The sequence below is a fragment of the Paenibacillus sp. FSL F4-0100 genome, from assembly GCF_037993005.1.
Lineage (GTDB): Bacteria > Bacillota > Bacilli > Paenibacillales > Paenibacillaceae > Paenibacillus_AQ.
Genome location: NZ_CP150303.1, coordinates 2,945,532 through 2,962,807 on the forward strand (window position 1 = coordinate 2,945,532; position 17,276 = coordinate 2,962,807).

A 17,276-nucleotide genomic window follows, 5' to 3' on the forward strand; every position below is an offset into this window, starting at 1 on the left:
GCAGGATTGAAAGTGTTATTTGCTGCTTCAGAATGTGGACCATACATCAAGACAGGCGGATTGGCGGATGTGATCGCTGCTTTGCCGAAATCCCTTCGCGGCATGGGCGAGGATATTCGGGTGGTTCTGCCCAAATATCGCGGCATTCCTGACGACTACCGGGAGCGCATGGCGCATGTCGGGGAAACCCGGGTACGGGTAGGCTGGCGCGAGCAGTATTGCGGCATCGAGTCCCTGGTTGAGGACGGAGTCACGATTTATTTTGTAGACAATGAATATTATTTTGGCCGCGAAGGTATTTACGGCTACTTGGACGATGGCGAACGCTTTTCGTTCTTCAATCGCGCCGTTCTTGAGATCTTGCCGGTAATCGGTTTTCAGCCGGACGTGCTTCACTGCCATGATTGGCATACGGCGATGATTCCGCTGCTCCTTGAAGATGTCTACCGACATGATCCTTACTATGCGGGAATTCGAACCGTATTTACAATCCACAATTTGTTGTATCAAGGCGTATATCCGTACGAGGTGCTGGTCGATCTGCTCGGAATCCACAGCCGTCATTTTACAGCGGAGGGCGTAGAATATTACGGAAACGTGAATTTCATGAAAGCGGGAATCGTGTATGCAGATCATGTAACGACGGTTAGCCCGACTTATGCTTCGGAGATCCAGACCGGTTATTACGGATACGGACTCGACGGGCTTTTGTCAGCCCAAGGTTCGAGATTGAGCGGCATTGTGAATGGTATAGATACTAAGAGCTACAACCCGGCGACCGATCCGCACATCGCGATGAAGTACCGGAGCGGTCTGAGTAAGAAAACGCAGAACAAAATTGCCTTGCAAGAAGAGTTGAACCTTCCGGTAGCACCGCATATTCCGTTGATGTCGATGGTGACGCGGCTGGTCGATTCGAAGGGGCTCGATCTGCTCATCCGGATTCTGGATGAGCTGCTCTACTATGATGAGATTCAATTTGTCGTTCTGGGAACGGGTGATCCGTCTTATGAACATTGGTTCAAGGAAGCGGCGAATCGGTATCCCAATAAAATGTCGGCCCAGATTCGGTTCAATGAACCGTTATCGCGGCGCTTCTACGCTGGCAGCGATCTGTTCCTGATGCCTTCCAAATTTGAACCGTGCGGTATCAGCCAACTCATCGCCATGCGTTACGGCAGTGTGCCGATTGTCCGCGAAACAGGCGGACTGAATGATACGGTTCATGCATATAACGAGTATACGGGAGAAGGGAATGGATTCTCTTTCAAGGATTACAATGCCCATGATATGATGAACACGATCCGGCGCGCGACCTCGCTTTACCGCATGCCTGAGCACTGGCGTAAAGTGACTAAGAACGCATTGGGCGGGGATTATAGCTGGAACGTTTCGGCCAAGGAATATCAGGAGATATACCATCAAATCACCCAATCTCAGGCTTGAACCATAACAAGACACAGGGGTGTAAGGATAGCCAAATTATGCGCTGTCCTTGCACCCCTGTGCTCGTTAAAGTTTGGTATAGATGTATGGCGCCAGTTGGTCTGATCACATAAGATGAGTTTACTAATGTTTCAATCGCCGGCATAAAATTCGATATGCATAAGGCTCTAAATCGATATGCATTGTCCCGTTTACTGGTTTTACGGGCTCTTTTGTCTCGGCATCAATCCAATCGGACGTGACGATAGGATGCGATATGGTGCGTGCCGAGTTGCTGTTGTTCATCCAGACGATAAAATGCATGGTTTCGTCCGCACGCTCGTACACAATGCAAGGATCATGGAGATTCGCTTGCAGGAAGCGGAAGCGTCCCTGTCTCAGCGCCTTATGCTTTTTCCGAAGCGCGATCATCCCTTGATAAAACGTATACAGCTCTTGGTTTCGTTTCTTTGGATCCCATTCCATGCATTTGCGGCAATCGGGATCTCCGTCACCGGTCAATCCGATTTCGTCGCCATAAAAGATGCACGGCGTACCCATGAATGTAAACAGAAATACAACCGTGAGTTTCATGCGCCGGATATCTTCTCCCACACGGGTAAGCAGCCTCGGCGTATCGTGGCTGCACAGCAGATTAAAGACCACTTCGTTGGTCTGCTGCGGATATCGCATCAGGATCGAGCCGATACGGTTGGCGAACGTGAGCCCGTCCATGTTGCCGTTGAAGAACTCCAGCACCTTATCGGCAAAAGGATAATTCATTACGGAATCAAACTGGTCACCTTGCAGCCAGATTAAGGAGTCCGACCAGACCTCGCCCACGATATAAGCCTCAGGGTTGGCCTTCTTGACGACCTGTCTGAAATCCCGCCAGAAGTGATGATCAATTTCATTGGCAACGTCCAGGCGCCAGCCGTCGAGATTGATCTCCTTGATCCAGTATTCGGCTACACCCAGCAAATACGCCTTCACTTCGGGATTGGCGGTATTGAATTTCGGCATATTTCCGAAAAAACCGAACGTATCGTAGCTGGGAATGCCATCCTTGACCTCGCAGGGAAACTGGTTCACATGAAACCATTTCGAATACTTGGATTTCTCGCCGTGCTTCAGCACATCCTGAAAGGGCGGGAACTCCTCGCTGCAGTGATTGAATACCGCATCGAGAACCACTCGGATGCCTTTTGCGTGACAAGTATCTACTACTTTTTTCAACAACTCATTATCGCCAAAGTGCGGATCCACCTGTTTATAATCAACCGTGTCATATTTATGATTGGAGGGGGAGAGGAAGAGAGGAGTAAAATAAATGGCGTTGATACCCAGGTCAACGAGATCATCGAGATGATCCAGTACGCCCTGCAGGTCACCGCCGAAGAAATTATCCACCTCCGGCTTGCCGCCCCAGGTCTCGGTTTTTTCTGGATTGGTGGCTGCGTTTCCGTTAGCAAAGCGCTCCGTCATAATTTGATAAAACACGGCTTCCTTGGCCCATTCCGGTACTTTGAATACATCGACTTCATGTATGTACGGAAATTCAAAGTAACCTGCAGGCGGATAAGGATAGTCCCATCCGATTCCGTTGTCCACCATATAAACCGTTTCATCTCCGGCATGAATTCGAAAGCCGTAGGACAGTCTTTTGTATTTCGGCCTAACTCCGCATTCCCAGTAGTCAAACATGTCATCCGAGGCGGCCTTTTCCATGGTGATCTCGAAGTACGTACGGTCCCAATCGTATTTGTCGCCGGTCATGGCAACAACAGAATCAATGTCGTTTTTCTTGGTTCGAATCCGAAGATGAATGGTTTTCGTATCATATGCATAAGCCCATTTATCTCTTGGAACATGATACAGTGCTTCTAACAGCATGGTTACACCTCCTATATGAGTAAAGCTATAGCTAATTAATAACCAACTGCTGGCTTGCATGAATCATGGAGTGAAAGAGACCGCCCGGCTAGCCTTCCTATTTATCAAGTACTGCATGTTATGCGCAATTATAAGATGGGAAGGGGACGGAGAGATTATGCATCGTCGAAAGATTGCTTACCATAGATCCTCGTATCACTTTCTGGATGATGCTAAAGTCCTGTATTTACATTTATATGTAGGAAAAATTGAACGGCCCGTAATGGTTAACATAGCGAAGTGATTTCCACAATATGGACTCTCAATCGATTCACCCCTCTAATTTATTTGTTTAAATGATTAAAAGAATCATGAGTAACATAATCCTAAGGGTATGATGAATTGACCGTTGTATTAAAATAGTGGAGTAGACGCCATATGTAGGGTTTAATATAAGGGTGCTGTTCATGAGAACCCATGAATTTTCATTGCATATTCATGCATCCTGTTTTATAATGACTCAGTTGCATTTTTTCTGGTTGAATTTATTTGTAACAGTTAGGGGAGAAACGAGACATATGAAACGTAAATTTACAGCGTGGATGACCCTGTTCATGGTGGTCGTGCTGTCTTTTGGCAGTATCGTTCATGCGGAGGGTGAGAAGAAAACGGTGATTCTCGGCACGAGTGCCGATTATGCACCTTATGAGTTCCATAAAACGATAGATGGCGTGGATACCATCGTCGGATTTGATATCGATATTGCGAAGGAAATCGCCAAGGATCTTGGCGCCGAGCTCATTATTAAGGACACCTCCTTTGATGCTCTCTTGCCGGAGCTGACGAGCGGACGCGTGGATTTTGTCATATCGGGCATGAATCCGACAGAAGAGCGCCGAAAAAGCATCGATTTCTCCGAGCCTTATTATGCTGCGGAACAATCGGTTGTCGTTCGTAAGGAAGATGCACTAAAGTTTAACACGCTTGAGAGCCTGGAGGGAGCACGCATCGGGGTTCAGAAAAGCTCCATTCAGGAGTCCATTGCAAAGACAATTCCGAAAGCCAACGTGGTATCACTGGATAAAATCCCGGACTTGCTGCTGCAGCTGGAATCCGAGCGCGTGGATGTTGTTCTCGCTGAGTATCCAATCGCGAAGACCAATATGAATGAAGCGACGATGGTGATCACGGACGCTAAACCGACGGCTGAGAACGATGCTTATGCCATCGGGGTTCGTAAAGGGAACGAAGAGCTGCTGAAGAGCATTAATGCTACACTTGAGCGTTTGAAGGAGAATGACCAGATCCAGAAGTTTGTCGACGAGGCCAGCGACCTGGCTGCAGGCCGTAAAGCAGAGAATCTGAACACATTTGAGTTCTTTTGGAAATATCGCGATTATTACGCCAAGGGAATCCAGTTTACGTTGCTTATTTCGGCTCTTGGTGTATTTTTAGGCTTCATTCTCGGATTGATTATCGCTTTAATGCGGATGTCGGGTGTAAAAATCCTTAAGTTTTTGGCTACCGCTTATATTGAGATCATCCGTGGTACCCCGATGCTGGTCCAGTTGTTTATTATCCATTACAGTTTGGCGGCGTTTGATATTAAATTCTCACCGATCCAGTCGGGTATTTTGACGCTTTCTATCAACAGCGCTGCCTATCTAGCTGAAATATTCCGTGCCGGCATTCAAGGCGTGGACCGCGGTCAATTGGAGGCTGCACGCTCACTCGGAATGACCAAGGGCAAAGCGATGCGCCACATTATTTTGCCGCAAGCGTTAAAAGGCGTTTTGCCTGCGATCGGTAATGAGTTTGTTGTCATCATCAAGGAATCCTCCATCGTCTCCTTCATCGGTGTGGTGGACATTATGTATCAAGCCCAGATTTTGCGCGGCATGACGTTTGCGGCATTGAATCCGCTGCTTGTGGCTGCCCTGATCTACTTTATACTGACATTCGTTCTTTCGAAGCTTCTGGGTGTCTGGGAAAGGAAGTTGAGTGCAAGTGATAACCGTTAAGGATCTTCATAAATCGTTTGGCAAGCTGGAAATCTTGAAGGGCATTGACATTGAGATTGCAAAAGGAGAAGTAGTGGTTGTCATCGGGCCGAGCGGCTCCGGTAAAAGTACCTTCTTGCGATGTCTTAATTTGCTTGAAGTGCCGACCAGCGGCGAAATTTCGTTCGAGGGTGAGCTGATCACCGCCAAGAATCACAATATCAATGGAACCCGTGAGAAAATGGGCATGGTATTTCAGCAGTTTAATCTGTTTCCTCACAAGAAGGTCATCGATAATATTACGCTTGCTCCAATCCAGGTGAAGGGTGTCTCGGCAAAGGAAGCCGAGGCTACTGCAGACGAGCTGCTGAAGTCGGTTGGACTGCAGGATAAGAAGGAGTCTTATCCTTCCCAGCTGTCCGGTGGACAGAAGCAGAGAATTGCCATTGCCCGCGCACTCGCGATGCAGCCGCATGTCATGCTGTTTGACGAGCCAACCTCCGCACTGGACCCTGAGATGGTGGGTGAGGTACTGGAAGTAATGAAGAAACTTGCCGAAGGCGGTATGACGATGGTCATCGTCACCCATGAGATGGGCTTCGCCCGGGAAGTGGGAGATCGGATCCTGTTCATGGATGGCGGTAAAATCGTAGAGGAAGGCACGCCGGACCAGTTGTTTGGCAATCCGACTCATCCTCGTACGCAAGAGTTTTTAAGTAAGGTTTTGTAACTTTTATTTCTACATTGTAACAAACAAAAACAGCGCCATACCTGATCGTTTCAGGAATTGGCGCTGTTTTTGTTTGTTTATTGGTAACAATTGCTTGCAGTATAGGTTACAAAATTGTGATATATTGATGTTCGTTGACATATTACATCCGAATTACCAGGCTACATAAAAGGAGGCATCTTTAGATGTTACAACAAATGAGATCATGGACTAGAAATTATGGACTTAACAAAAATAATAAGATCGCTGGAAAAACAGCAAAATGGCTTACCGTTACAGCCGTTGTACTTGGCCTGACTTTCGCCGGAGGGGGACTGCAGGCACATGCAAGCGCAGTGCATGTCGCTAAGAATGGCGACACCTTCTACTTCTTATCTAAACAGTACGGTGTAAACATGGACAAGCTGATGAAGGCTAACCCTACGATTAAGGCAACGAATATATACCAGGGGCTAAAAATCACCATTCCAGGGACGGTATCGATGAACTCGACGGCATCTGCTGCACCTATCGCTCCAGGAACCACCGGATTTACGCCCAGCTTGAGCGTTTCCCCTGAGAAGAACGTGGTGGAAGCATGGGGCAAGACGTTTAATTATAGCAAAGCATTGTCGGTCAAGGCTACTGCCTATTCTTCTGCAGCAAGCGAGAACGGTGGTTGGGGCGCGGTTGATTACTTCGGAAATTCCCTTGAGCTCGGCACCATCGCTGTCGATCCCAAGATCATTCCGCTCGGTACCAAGGTGCTTGTAACAGGACATGAGCATCCAGGACTGCCGAAAAAGGCATTTGTGGCAGAAGCTCGTGATATTGGTGGAGCTATTAAAGGGAATAGGATTGATATTTTCATCCCAGGTTCAAAATCATCCGTGAATCAATTCGGCATTCAGGATATCAAATTGTTCATTATCGAATAATTTAATTCATCCTCATGAAATAATCATTCTAATACGGAAGACGGCTAGACTGGATCCAAACTCCAGTTAGCCGTCTTTTTTTGTTATTCAGATCTATCTCGACTCTGACACGCCTAACATCTCCGGGAGTGTGACGAAGCTATATCCCTTACTCCGCAGCTCGGTAATAATGTCCGGGAGCGCTTCGATCGTTCCGGTTAGGTTGGATCCCACGCCACCTCCGGCATGTTGGAGTACGATCGAGCCTGGCCCGACCGCTGATAAAATGTTGCTTTTCACCTCTTCCTTACTCAGCCCTTTCCAATCGAGGGAGTCGACATTCCAATTCACGACTTTGTATCCGTTTTTGCGTGCCCACTGAAGCTGCTCTTCATTGATATCACCATAAGGCGGACGGATTAGCCGAGGGTCCACTCCGGTTAGGGATTTCAAGATCGTGTTGGTACGTCCGATTTGGCCTTTGAATTTCTCCAGGCTCAGCTTGTTCAGCTGGGCGTGATTATAGGAGTGATTACCAATGGCGTGACCTTCATCATGAATTCGTTTCGCGAGATCGGGATGTTTTTTGGCCCGTTCCCCCACTGCAAAGAACGTGGCTTTTACCTGAAACTTTTTGAGGACGTCCAGTACTTTTCCGGTAAATCGGGGATCCGGGACATCATCAAAGGTCAGAGCGATCTGTTTGACCCGGGGTCCGCTGGAGCGAAAGGTATCCGGATATTTTCTCAGTAATTGACTTAAAGACGGCGCATCGTCTGAATTTTGGGTCTTATTGCGCTTGGCATGATCCAAGATTTGGCCGGATTCCGACATGACTGAAGTGTCCTGGGGTTGAAGTGACAAACTATGTACATCGGACGCGTGTGCCGAGATGTCCGGCACCATGAAAAAGAATAACAGGATACACAACAGGCAGCTTCCTGCACGGTATCGATTGAACATCACGATCGACCCCTTTCGCTTTTTAATATGGTATGCCCAGTTGATCGTGCGATTATCCTCAATATGGGAATGCGATGTTTTTTAGTTTTCCCTCAGAAAGGTGTATAATAACCGGTAACAGATTGGTTATTACATCTTGATCATTTGGATATGGAAGGAGATAATCGCTTGGCAGACTTGTTTACACCTTACAATTTCAAGAATTTGACCCTCAAGAACCGCATTGTTATGCCACCGATGTGTCAATATTCCGTTCAAGCTGAGGACGGGATTCCGAATGATTGGCATTTTGTTCATTACGTCAGCCGTGCCGTTGGAGGTACTGGCTTCATTATTGTAGAAATGACAGGCGTCCATCCTGATGGACGCATAACGAATCAGGACACGGGGATATGGGACGATAATCAGATCCCAGCCTATCGCCGTATTGTGGAGAGCGTGCATTCTTATGGAACCAAGATTGGTATCCAGCTTGGGCATGCCGGAAGAAAAGCGCAGGATGCAGAACCGTCAGTAGCTCCTTCTGCGATTCCGTTCAGTTCCCATTACAAAATGCCCAAGATGCTCTCCGGGGCGGAAGTGGAAGAGCTCATTCAAGCCTTCAAGGAAGGCGCGCGTCGAGCTGTTGAAGCCGGGTTCGATACCGTTGAGATTCATGGCGCCCATGGTTACCTCATTCATCAGTTTCACTCGCCGCTAACGAACCAGCGCAGTGATGAATATGGTCAAGACCTTCCTCTGTTCGGCGAGCGGGTTGTCCAAGCCGTTAAGGAAGTCCTGCCCGAAGGCATGCCGATCATAATGAGGGTATCTGCAAAAGAATATGTGGACGGCGGCTATGATGTGCAATACTGTGCGGAGATTTGCAAACGTTACCGCGATGCCGGCGTCGATATTTTTCATATCTCCTCGGGGGGAGAAGGCCAGGTCGGCGCCAATGGAGGTCCGGAAGCGAAGCCCGGTTATCAGGTGGATCTGGCAGCAGAGTTCAAACAGCTGTTAAAGGTGCCTGTTATTGCGGTAGGATTGCTGGATGATTACCATGCCGCGCAAGAGGTGATTTTGTCAGGCAAAGCGGATCTGGTGGCGATTGGCCGGGGCATGCTCCGCGATCCCTACTGGGCTGTTCATGCAGCCAAGGCGCTTGATGGAGGACAGAAAGTCCCCAAGCAATATGAACGAGCATATTAAAAAATGCGTGTTCCAAAATTGTGAGTTTTGAACAACTTCTAAAAAATTTTTGAAACGTTTGGGAACATGCAACGTAAATATTAATCATATACCAGTATTTTAAAGTGAAAGCGAGAGGAAGAGAACGATGTCCATATTTAAAAGATTGCGCGATTTGACCATGTCCAATATTAACGCCATTATCGACAAGGCGGAAGACCCGATTAAAATGACGGATCAGTACATTCGAGATATGACGGAAGATCTTGAGGATGCTGAGAAAGCGGTAGCTTCACAAATTGCCATTGAGAAACGCTTTAAAGCACTTTATGAAGAGCAAGCTGCGCTCGTGGAAAAACGCACGCAGCAAGCGCATACCGCAGCACAAGCTCAAAACGTTGATCTTGCCCGCCGCGCGCTGGAAGAGAAGAAGGCCGCCGAGGCCAAGCGTGATGAGTACAAAGCCAGCTACGATCAGAACAAACTGGCAGCCGACAATCTGCGCGGCAAGCTGGAAGAAATGCGCAAGCAGCTTACAGCGATGAAGAACAAACGTGAAACTTTGGTCGCTCGTTATAATGCCGCTAAAGCGCAAACCGAGATCAACAAAGCGATGAACGGGTTTGGGACTGACACAGCATCGGCCGGATTGAAACGAATGGAAGAGAAGATGCTGGCTATGGAAGCTCGTGCGGAAGCAAGCAATGAAATGTCGTCACGTGAGAAATCCCTTGATGAAGAGTTTGAGAACCTTGGCAAGGACAAAGTCGTTGAGGATGAGCTTGCAGCCTTGATGAAACAATACGAGAACAAGTAATAACGGATTTTAGCGGTCTAACAGTTATATTGTTCAGGGGGCGAGGGAGAAACAGCAGAGCTGAATGCAGCTGAGCTTCTCCTTCGCTTTTGTTTGATCGTAGATATAAGGGAAGATCCTTTTATTAGACGTCTGTCTTCAATTGAGGCAGCCCGGGCTTAAGGGAGTTTTTGTATGTTGAATGTGGAGGCTTAGAGATGGATTTTGATATGATCTTGCGTGTATTGCTATGGACAGCTGTCGGTGGGCTGCTGTTGTTTGTTTTGATGTTTGTGGATTCCCTGTTCACGAAATATAACGATCTTGAAGAAGTGAAAGCGGGTAACATGGCGGTAACCACAAGACTGATATTGAAACTGTTCGCACAAGGGTATATTTTATCCGTGTCGATTGGTACGTCATATCATCTACTTGAGGCGATAGTGGTATCAATCATTTCGTTTATCATATTGCTGATTCTCGAATCGTTGACAGAGCTCATGCTGCGTAACTTCGGCAAGCTGAACCTTGACAAAGGAACCCGCGAGGGAAAGACGGGATACGGTTTATTTGCAGGTTCGCTGCATGTGGTTGGAGCGTTAATTATTACCGCTTGCCTATAGAACGCATAATGGAGATAGGGGACAGGAAAGATGAGTATGTGGAAAAGAATCAGCAATTTATTTAGTAAGCCGGAGCCGCCCAAGGTAGAGAAAAGCATGCTGCAGCTGGCTCCCGGCGATATTTGTGAAGTGTCTCTAGTCACTTATGAAGTCACGGGTCGTGTGCACAATCGCGGTCGTAATGCGGTCGTCTTGACGCTTCAGGATGGCAGCACCATTGCTTATCTGCATATTGAGGAACGCGAGACGGTTCAGTATGCGTTATACGCTCCGATCGATGGACGGCTGGACTCTCCGGATGAGGTACCGTCCATCATCGATTTGGACGATCATGTCTTTCATTTGGAAGAGGAATACGGGGGACATGTATCGATTACGGGTCGTACTGCGTTTACGCAAAGTGGGGAGCAGCATGTATGGCAATACCAATCGGATGATTACAAGCTGCTGCGGATTGAATGGCAGAACGGGCGGTTTATGTTGTATGAAGGCGAGAAAGTGATACCGGGGGACGTTCGAGTTATCCGGGCGACTTAGGAGTGGTGGCATGAAGGAACGCTCTTTTATATCTATAAAAATCATATTGGTGCTGAGTTTATTCGTATCATTATTGAGTGGATGCGGAGCGCCGAATATCAAGGATACCTATCCGCTGGAATCCGTCAATCGAGACGGAAATGCAACGTCCTATGTATACCGGGCAGCTGATAAAAGCGTTCCCGATGTTGCAAACGAGCTCACGGCGGCAAACACGCCGGATCAATCGTCTCCTGCGGATACCGAGCGGATGTTTCTGGTGTATGGGGATGAGTATTACCATTTGCAGCAGGACCCCCAGAAGCCAACCGATACGCTGATCGAGATCGATTCCAGGGAGTATGTTCAGCGCAATTATGATTCAAGTTTTCTGCAAGGTTACTTAACGGCAGTTCTGATCGGAAATTTATTTGATTCGATGGGCGGCGGAGGTTACCGGGGGTATACAAGTAAAGATGTGTATAAACCGGCACAAGGTAACTATAAGAAGCCGACAAGCAAGGATAAGAAGATCGCTCCGCCGTTGACGGTGGACCGGAGCGGGAAGATTACTCGGCGCGGTCAGGATTCTGCCGGTACCGGTGGAGGCCTGTTCCGACGAAATCCGGATACAAGCGGAGACCGCGGCACGATTAAGCGCGGCGAAAGCGGCGGGGGACTGTTCGATTCGCCTAAGAAATCGTACAAGAAGCCGAAGACCCGAATCGGATCTGGCAAGATCTCCCGAAGGGGACGAAGGTAAAGCAAGGAGTCTATAAGCGCATGGTCTGGTGACCATGCGCTTTTTTTGTACGAGCAGAAGGGTTTCATATGAGCCGAAGGCTCGGTTTGAAGATTGCTCAGAATGTAGTACAGTAAGAATGTCAGGTTTCTTTGAGTCAGAAAGTGAGGAATGCGTTGTGAAGGATAATCATTCGATATCGCCTAAGAAACAAAATCATAAATTTGATCGGCGCGCTTTACAGGTAGCGGACGCGCAAGCGCTTGCCGCTTCATATGCAGGGCTTGGTCAGGAGGAGTTCATTCGGCTGCAGGATAGTGATGGACGTGTGCTTGCTTCCGATGTCATCGCCCCTCATCCGTTTCCGGCTTTTGCACGTTCGGGCATGGACGGTTATGCTGTTCGCTCAGTGGATTTGGCAGCATGCGATCTAGGGGGAAAGGTGTGGCTCGAGGTTGTTGACCAGATCCCGTGCGGATATGTGTCTTCAATCCCGATCGAGCAAGGCAAGGCTTCCCGCATCATGACAGGCGCTCAAGTCCCGGAAGGGGCGGACGCTGTCGTTATGCTTGAAGCGACGGAGCTTCGAATGGAGGATGGCTTAACCCATGTAGGCTTCAAGAGGTCCATCGAGAAGGGGAAGAATATCACTCCCCTCGGATTCGAGCTTCAGGAAGGTGATTTGATCCTCCGCCGAGGAACTCTGATCGGGCCTGGAGAAATTTCAGTTCTGGCTACCTTCGGCATACATCAGGTTGAAGTGTATCGTCAGCCAGTGGTAGGAATTTTCTCGACGGGCACCGAACTACTGGACATCACCGAGCCGCTTGAACCCGGTAAAATCCGAAACAGCAATACCTATATGCTCGCATCGCAAATTCGGGAAGCCGGTGGTGTGCCAGTGATTATGGAGGCGATCCCGGATGATATCGAGCTTGCCCGCCAGAAGGTGGAGCAAGCGCTGCAGGTGTATGATATCGTGGTTACGACAGGCGGCGTTTCAGTTGGCGACTACGATATTATGGGGGAGCTGGTGACATCCGGCGGTCTGGACATGCTGTTTAATAAAGTCACGATGCGTCCCGGAAGTGTTACAACCGCGGCTGTTAAGGATGGTAAACTGCTCTTCGCGCTATCGGGTAATCCGGGCGCATGTTATGTGGGATTTCTGTTGTTTGTCAGACCTGCGATCCGCAAGATGCTTGGCATGGAGCAGTTGTTCTTAACCGAATGGACGGCAGAATTGGGTTCGGATTACTCGAAAGTGAACAACTTTACCCGTTTCGTCCGGGGGAGCCTTAAGGTGTCAAACGGCAAGCTTGTAGCCACACCTGCATCCCTTGATGAATCGAGTGTCATGATCACGATCAAAGACAGTGACTGTTTAATCGTGATCCCGCCAGAGCTTCGAGGTGCAGTTAAAGGCCAAGCCGTACGGGTCCTCGTTCTGCCAGGAACCTGGACATGAAGGTTTTCCAGGTATGCGGTTATAAGAACAGCGGCAAAACCACGTTGATAACCGCCTTGATTCCACTGTTGAAACGCCATGGCATTCGGACAGCCATCATCAAGCATGACGGGCACGGATTCGAAATGGACCACGAAGGGACAGATACGTACAAATTCCGTGAGGCGGGAGCCGAGGGGATCGCTATCGCTTCGCCAGGGCGTACGGCGATGCTGATGGAAACGGAGCTGGAACTTGCGTCGTTAGTCCATTTGTACAGCGATTTTGAGCTGGTGCTTGTTGAGGGCTATAAGATGCAGCCTTATCCGAAGCTCGTACTGCTGCGAGGAATGGAGGATATTGGGCTAGTGGATCAAGTTGAAGAGATCAGGGGTATTGTGGTGCGTCCTGAAATGCTGAAGGAACCGTCAGCCCTGCATGAGATACAGCAGCGGCTAGCGGTTCCCCTATTTACTTGGAATGACACAGAGCGGATTACGTCGGTGCTGCTGTCATTATAAAGAAGTTGTGGTTAATCATCGGAGCGGCGTTCAATCGCCTCGGACATCGTTTTGTCCGTTAAGTGGGCGTACACTTCGGTTGTCTCGGTGGATGCGTGACCCAGTTGTTCTTTGGTTTTGTAAATATCATTTTGCAGATAATAGTCGGTTGCAAACGAATGCCGCAGCTTATGCACGGTTAGGGCTGGCTTGCCAAAACGCTTGGCGTATTTGATGATCATCGCCTGAATTGCCCGCTTGGTCATGCGCTGCCCTTCATTCTGGCCGTTACGCAGTGCAACGAACAGAGCCTTTTCTTTTTTCGGCACCTTGTAACGGGCCTGCCGAAGCTGCAGGTAATATTCAAGATCGTCTTTGGCTTGCGCACGGAAGTAGACCGGGGTTTTAAAGGTTTCGTCGTTATTACCTTTACGATAGACATGGAGCATTTTATTGTTCAGGTCGATGTCTGCCAGATTCAAATTGACCACTTCGGATACACGAAGGCCGGAATTTAATATGAGGCTGGCGATACATGCGTCTCTGACTTTATTTTGCTCATGCGCGTAGAGCGCCTGTTTGTTCTGCTCCACATCCAGCCCATAACCTTCGTGAATGTAAGTAATGAAATCCTGAAGCTCTTCTTCTTCCAGTATTTTTCCTTTTAACTTGGCAGCCGTATCTTTGGGTTTATGAATTCGCTTAATTTCCACTTTAGCCATGATGTTACGCTTGAGAAGCGGGTAAAAGTCCTCGTCCTCTGCAATCTGGCTTAAATAATGAAACAGGGAGCGCAGCGATGAGAGCTTGCGGGAAACCGTGATTCTGGAGTTGGTCCCTTCCCGGCGCGTAGTCAGATATAATCGATAACTGGTGATGCTGTCCATGCGCAGCGTCTCCAGCTCGAGCAGCGTCACCTCTCGATTAGAGGTTGCTTGGGACAGCCCCTCCGACCGGAGCCAATTAAAAAACGTTTCATAATCCCTTACATATTCGAGCAGGGTGGAGGGGGAGAGATCCGGGAGCTTGTAGTCGATAAATTGCTGTACGAACCAAGGCATGTCCGGCGATTTCTCATCGAGTCTTGCACGGTCGATATCTTTTTGTATATTCATGTTCCACCTCGAATACTTGTCTTTATAGCGATGACCTGTGTCATTAATTACTAGTGTAACATATGGAAAGTCTATCGTGCTTGCAGGTGTCAGATCACCGTGCTCACTGATCCGTTAATGCGCTTGTGTTTCACTATGAGCGGATACTATGATGAAGATATGACGCGTTAAAATGATAGATGATATGCCAGGGAGGCGGCAGCATGATTTCAGAACGAGCGGAACGCATGGGAATTGAGCTGGTTCCGAAGCGGAAACAAGCCGTTATCGTAAACTTAATGCAATTGTACCTATATGATTTTACCAAGTATCTGGATATTTCGGTAAATGATCAAGGGTTGTTTTTACCCTATCCGGATCTGGATGAGTTCTGGAAAAAGCGGGACCGGAAATACCCTTATCTGATTACGTTTGATCAACGGCCCGCCGGGTTTGCTTTGATCGAGCGGATGGATGACGCCGCAGAAGCGGACTATTACATGACGGAATTTTTTGTTATGCAAAAATATCGGCGAACGGGATTGGGGACTTGGGCGGCGACCTGTCTGTTCGATCAGTTCCAGGGACGCTGGAAGGTGACGCAAGTGAGCAGCAATATACCGGCGCAGGCGTTTTGGCGAAAAGTCATTGAATCTTATACGGGCGGTCGATATGAGGAATATATTGATCCGGTTCGTCATAATCCTTCGCAATATTTTAATTCCTAGTATTTTTACATGGATCGAAGGAGCGTTTCATTTTTTGATGATAGAATTTGATACAGGTCGATGCTTAGGAGGAATTTGAATGTATTTACCGAGTTTTCATCTGGAAGGGAAAAAAGCTTTTGTTACAGGGGCGGGACGTGGAATCGGACGCGCCATTGCCATAGGATTGGCAGAGGCCGGATGTGATGTCGGCTTGATGTCCCGAACCAGAAGCGATTTGGAGGAGACCGCAAATCTGATCAATGGTTTGAACCAGGGTCAGGCCTTTGTGCTGCCGGGTGATCTGACCATAAGGGAAGAAATGGAGGGAGCGATTCGAGAATTTGTGGATCAGGCAGGACGAATCGATATACTGGTCAATAATGCCGGCATGAATATTCGTACGCCTGCGCTGGAAGTGACGGATTCCGAATGGGACTTAATTATGCAGACCAACCTGAAGGCGGCTTTTGTAGCTTCTCAAGCGGCTGCCCGATTTATGAAAGATCAGGGAAATGGCAGAATCATTAACATCTCCTCCGTAGGCGGACACACGGCCCTTCGCACGGGCGTTGTCTATGGAGCCACGAAGGCGGCTCTCATCCATATGACCAAGGTGCTTGCGATGGAGTGGGCGCAGTATGGAATTCAGGTCAACTCGGTCGGACCTTGGTATTTCCGGACTCCGCTGACCGAGAAGCTGCTTAGTGATGAGGATTATATGCAGGCCATATTGGACCGGACACCGCTTAAGCGCGTGGGAAGTCTGGAAGAAGTGGTGGGACCTGTCGTTTTCCTGGCGTCCGAGGCTGCTAATTACATGACCGGGCAAACGCTGCTGGTGGATGGCGGACTTAGCATATATGGATTTTAACAGGGAGGAGAGTAAAGGAAGATGGAACGTCGAGCATTTGGACGAACGGACATGCAGGTTAGCGTGCTGGGATTCGGCGGCGCCGAGATCGGCAAGTCGGCTCAAAAGATGGTGGACCGGCTCCTGCACAGTGCATTGATGCAGGTCTTAACATGATTGATACCGCAGAAGGTTATGGGGACAGCGAGGAATTGATTGGCAAGGCTTTGTCAGGTCGAAGAGATGATTATTACCTGTTTACCAAATCCGGCCATGCTTCCGGTCTGGACTATCCGAATTGGGATCCTGTAATGCTTGCTCAGAGCATTGACCGCAGCTTGAAGCGACTGCAGTTGGACCACGTCGATGTTATCCATCTTCACAGCTGCTCTGAAGAAATCTTGCGGCGGGGCGAAGTGATTGAGGTGCTGCGAAGAGCTAAGGAGCAGGGGAAAACGCGGTACATCGGCTACAGCTCAGCGAACAGGATTATGCTTATCCTTATTGGGTCAGGTTAAGCGAATTGAATTACGATTTTCTCACGGATGTTCAGTAAGGCGTTGCAATGGCATTAAGATTCACCTTAAGCACGCCGGGCGTAGCAACTGCCATCGTCGGTACGGCAAATCCGGACCGCTGGGAGCAAAATGCCGCATTATTGGAAAAAGGGCAGCTGCCGGAGGATGTTTACGAGTCGATCCGCAATCGCTGGCGAGAGGTTGCCGGTGCGGATTGGGTGGGCAAGGTATAGGTGTATAAAAAGAGCCTGTCGAGAGATCTCGACAGGCTCTTTTTTCCTGCTTAAAAGATTGCAAACCATGACTGTAAATGATGATGTTATTTCAACATATGAAAAATTCATAATAGAGAAATGTCCATCCATTTCCTGATCTAACCACTGCATTATTTTCATCTGGCTTCCTCTATACCTAGCACATTTTC

Annotated in this window: 16 protein-coding genes and 1 pseudogene; 14 read left to right on the forward strand and 3 right to left on the reverse strand. The window is 48.5% G+C overall.

Annotated elements, in window-relative coordinates:
* Positions 1-6 precede the first annotated feature (6 nt).
* Positions 7-1,446, forward strand: a complete 1,440-nt coding sequence (gene glgA, locus MHH48_RS13175) for a glycogen synthase GlgA (protein WP_076321190.1) — start codon at positions 7-9, stop codon at positions 1,444-1,446.
* A gap of 123 nt (positions 1,447-1,569) precedes the next feature.
* Here the strand turns inward: glgA and MHH48_RS13180 are convergent, their stop codons facing one another.
* On the reverse strand, positions 1,570-3,318 hold the full coding sequence (locus MHH48_RS13180; RefSeq protein ID WP_076321191.1) for an alpha-glycosidase: 1,749 nt from the start codon (positions 3,316-3,318) through the stop codon (positions 1,570-1,572).
* Between the two features lie 557 nt (positions 3,319-3,875).
* Here MHH48_RS13180 and MHH48_RS13185 point away from each other — a divergent pair.
* The 3 genes from MHH48_RS13185 (at position 3,876) to MHH48_RS13195 (ending at position 6,944) form a co-directional block, all read left to right on the forward strand.
* Positions 3,876-5,318, forward strand: a complete 1,443-nt coding sequence (locus MHH48_RS13185; protein WP_076321192.1) for an ABC transporter substrate-binding protein/permease — start codon at positions 3,876-3,878, stop codon at positions 5,316-5,318.
* Positions 5,305-6,027, forward strand: a complete 723-nt coding sequence (locus MHH48_RS13190; protein WP_076321193.1) for an amino acid ABC transporter ATP-binding protein — start codon at positions 5,305-5,307, stop codon at positions 6,025-6,027. Before MHH48_RS13185 ends, MHH48_RS13190 begins: the two co-directional genes overlap by 14 nt.
* A gap of 185 nt (positions 6,028-6,212) precedes the next feature.
* A complete protein-coding gene (locus tag MHH48_RS13195; protein WP_076321194.1) occupies positions 6,213-6,944 on the forward strand; it encodes a 3D domain-containing protein in 732 nt (243 codons plus the stop codon).
* A 93-nt stretch (positions 6,945-7,037) separates the two neighbouring features.
* Here the strand turns inward: MHH48_RS13195 and MHH48_RS13200 are convergent, their stop codons facing one another.
* Entirely contained in the window at positions 7,038-7,886 is an 849-nt protein-coding gene (locus tag MHH48_RS13200) for a polysaccharide deacetylase family protein (protein ID WP_076321195.1), read from the reverse strand.
* 168 nt (positions 7,887-8,054) lie between these two features.
* On the opposite strand from MHH48_RS13200, the gene MHH48_RS13205 reads away from it, so the two are divergent.
* The 7 genes from MHH48_RS13205 to mobB all read left to right on the forward strand — a co-directional run bounded on the left by MHH48_RS13205 (position 8,055) and on the right by mobB (position 13,701).
* On the forward strand, positions 8,055-9,077 hold the full coding sequence (locus MHH48_RS13205; protein ID WP_076321196.1) for an NADH:flavin oxidoreductase/NADH oxidase: 1,023 nt from the start codon (positions 8,055-8,057) through the stop codon (positions 9,075-9,077).
* A gap of 127 nt (positions 9,078-9,204) precedes the next feature.
* Entirely contained in the window at positions 9,205-9,873 is a 669-nt protein-coding gene (locus MHH48_RS13210; protein WP_076321197.1) for a PspA/IM30 family protein, read from the forward strand.
* Positions 9,874-10,070: 197 nt separating this feature from the next.
* Positions 10,071-10,475: a DUF350 domain-containing protein gene (locus MHH48_RS13215; RefSeq protein ID WP_076321198.1), complete on the forward strand. Its 405-nt coding sequence runs from the start codon at positions 10,071-10,073 to the stop codon at positions 10,473-10,475.
* A gap of 30 nt (positions 10,476-10,505) precedes the next feature.
* Positions 10,506-11,012: a DUF4178 domain-containing protein gene (locus tag MHH48_RS13220; RefSeq protein WP_076321199.1), complete on the forward strand. Its 507-nt coding sequence runs from the start codon at positions 10,506-10,508 to the stop codon at positions 11,010-11,012.
* Between the two features lie 10 nt (positions 11,013-11,022).
* Positions 11,023-11,754 (forward strand): DUF4247 domain-containing protein, encoded by a 732-nt coding sequence (locus tag MHH48_RS13225; RefSeq protein WP_076321200.1) that lies wholly within the window; start codon positions 11,023-11,025, stop codon positions 11,752-11,754.
* A 157-nt stretch (positions 11,755-11,911) separates the two neighbouring features.
* Positions 11,912-13,201 carry a gephyrin-like molybdotransferase Glp gene (gene glp, locus MHH48_RS13230; RefSeq protein ID WP_076321201.1) on the forward strand — a complete coding sequence of 430 codons (1,290 nt, stop codon included), beginning with the start codon at positions 11,912-11,914 and terminating at the stop codon, positions 13,199-13,201.
* The gene (mobB, locus tag MHH48_RS13235; protein WP_076321202.1) at positions 13,198-13,701 is read left to right on the forward strand and encodes a molybdopterin-guanine dinucleotide biosynthesis protein B; all 504 of its coding nucleotides are present in this window, start codon (positions 13,198-13,200) and stop codon (positions 13,699-13,701) included. Before glp ends, mobB begins: the two co-directional genes overlap by 4 nt.
* 11 nt (positions 13,702-13,712) lie before the next feature.
* Here mobB and xerS read toward each other — a convergent pair whose 3' ends face one another.
* Entirely contained in the window at positions 13,713-14,795 is a 1,083-nt protein-coding gene (xerS, locus tag MHH48_RS13240) for a tyrosine recombinase XerS (protein WP_076321203.1), read from the reverse strand.
* A 203-nt stretch (positions 14,796-14,998) separates the two neighbouring features.
* Here xerS and MHH48_RS13245 point away from each other — a divergent pair, with 203 nt between their 5' ends.
* From MHH48_RS13245 to MHH48_RS13255, 3 genes and pseudogenes are all read left to right on the forward strand, one after another.
* A complete protein-coding gene (locus MHH48_RS13245) occupies positions 14,999-15,502 on the forward strand; it encodes a GNAT family N-acetyltransferase (protein ID WP_076321204.1) in 504 nt (167 codons plus the stop codon).
* Between the two features lie 79 nt (positions 15,503-15,581).
* A complete protein-coding gene (locus MHH48_RS13250; protein WP_076321205.1) occupies positions 15,582-16,355 on the forward strand; it encodes a glucose 1-dehydrogenase in 774 nt (257 codons plus the stop codon).
* 21 nt (positions 16,356-16,376) lie between these two features.
* Positions 16,377-17,085: pseudogene (locus MHH48_RS13255) on the forward strand (aldo/keto reductase).
* Positions 17,086-17,276 lie beyond the last annotated feature (191 nt).

Coding starts and splice junctions, on each gene's coding strand:
- MHH48_RS13180 (WP_076321191.1), bottom strand. CDS start 3,318: ATGCTGTTAGAAGCACTGTATCATGTTCCAAGAGATAAATGGGCTTAT.
- MHH48_RS13185 (WP_076321192.1), top strand. CDS start 3,876: ATGAAACGTAAATTTACAGCGTGGATGACCCTGTTCATGGTGGTCGTG.
- MHH48_RS13195 (WP_076321194.1), top strand. CDS start 6,213: ATGTTACAACAAATGAGATCATGGACTAGAAATTATGGACTTAACAAA.
- MHH48_RS13200 (WP_076321195.1), bottom strand. CDS start 7,886: ATGTTCAATCGATACCGTGCAGGAAGCTGCCTGTTGTGTATCCTGTTA.
- MHH48_RS13210 (WP_076321197.1), top strand. CDS start 9,205: ATGTCCATATTTAAAAGATTGCGCGATTTGACCATGTCCAATATTAAC.
- MHH48_RS13215 (WP_076321198.1), top strand. CDS start 10,071: ATGGATTTTGATATGATCTTGCGTGTATTGCTATGGACAGCTGTCGGT.
- MHH48_RS13220 (WP_076321199.1), top strand. CDS start 10,506: ATGAGTATGTGGAAAAGAATCAGCAATTTATTTAGTAAGCCGGAGCCG.
- MHH48_RS13225 (WP_076321200.1), top strand. CDS start 11,023: ATGAAGGAACGCTCTTTTATATCTATAAAAATCATATTGGTGCTGAGT.
- mobB (WP_076321202.1), top strand. CDS start 13,198: ATGAAGGTTTTCCAGGTATGCGGTTATAAGAACAGCGGCAAAACCACG.
- xerS (WP_076321203.1), bottom strand. CDS start 14,795: ATGAATATACAAAAAGATATCGACCGTGCAAGACTCGATGAGAAATCG.
- MHH48_RS13245 (WP_076321204.1), top strand. CDS start 14,999: ATGATTTCAGAACGAGCGGAACGCATGGGAATTGAGCTGGTTCCGAAG.
- MHH48_RS13250 (WP_076321205.1), top strand. CDS start 15,582: ATGTATTTACCGAGTTTTCATCTGGAAGGGAAAAAAGCTTTTGTTACA.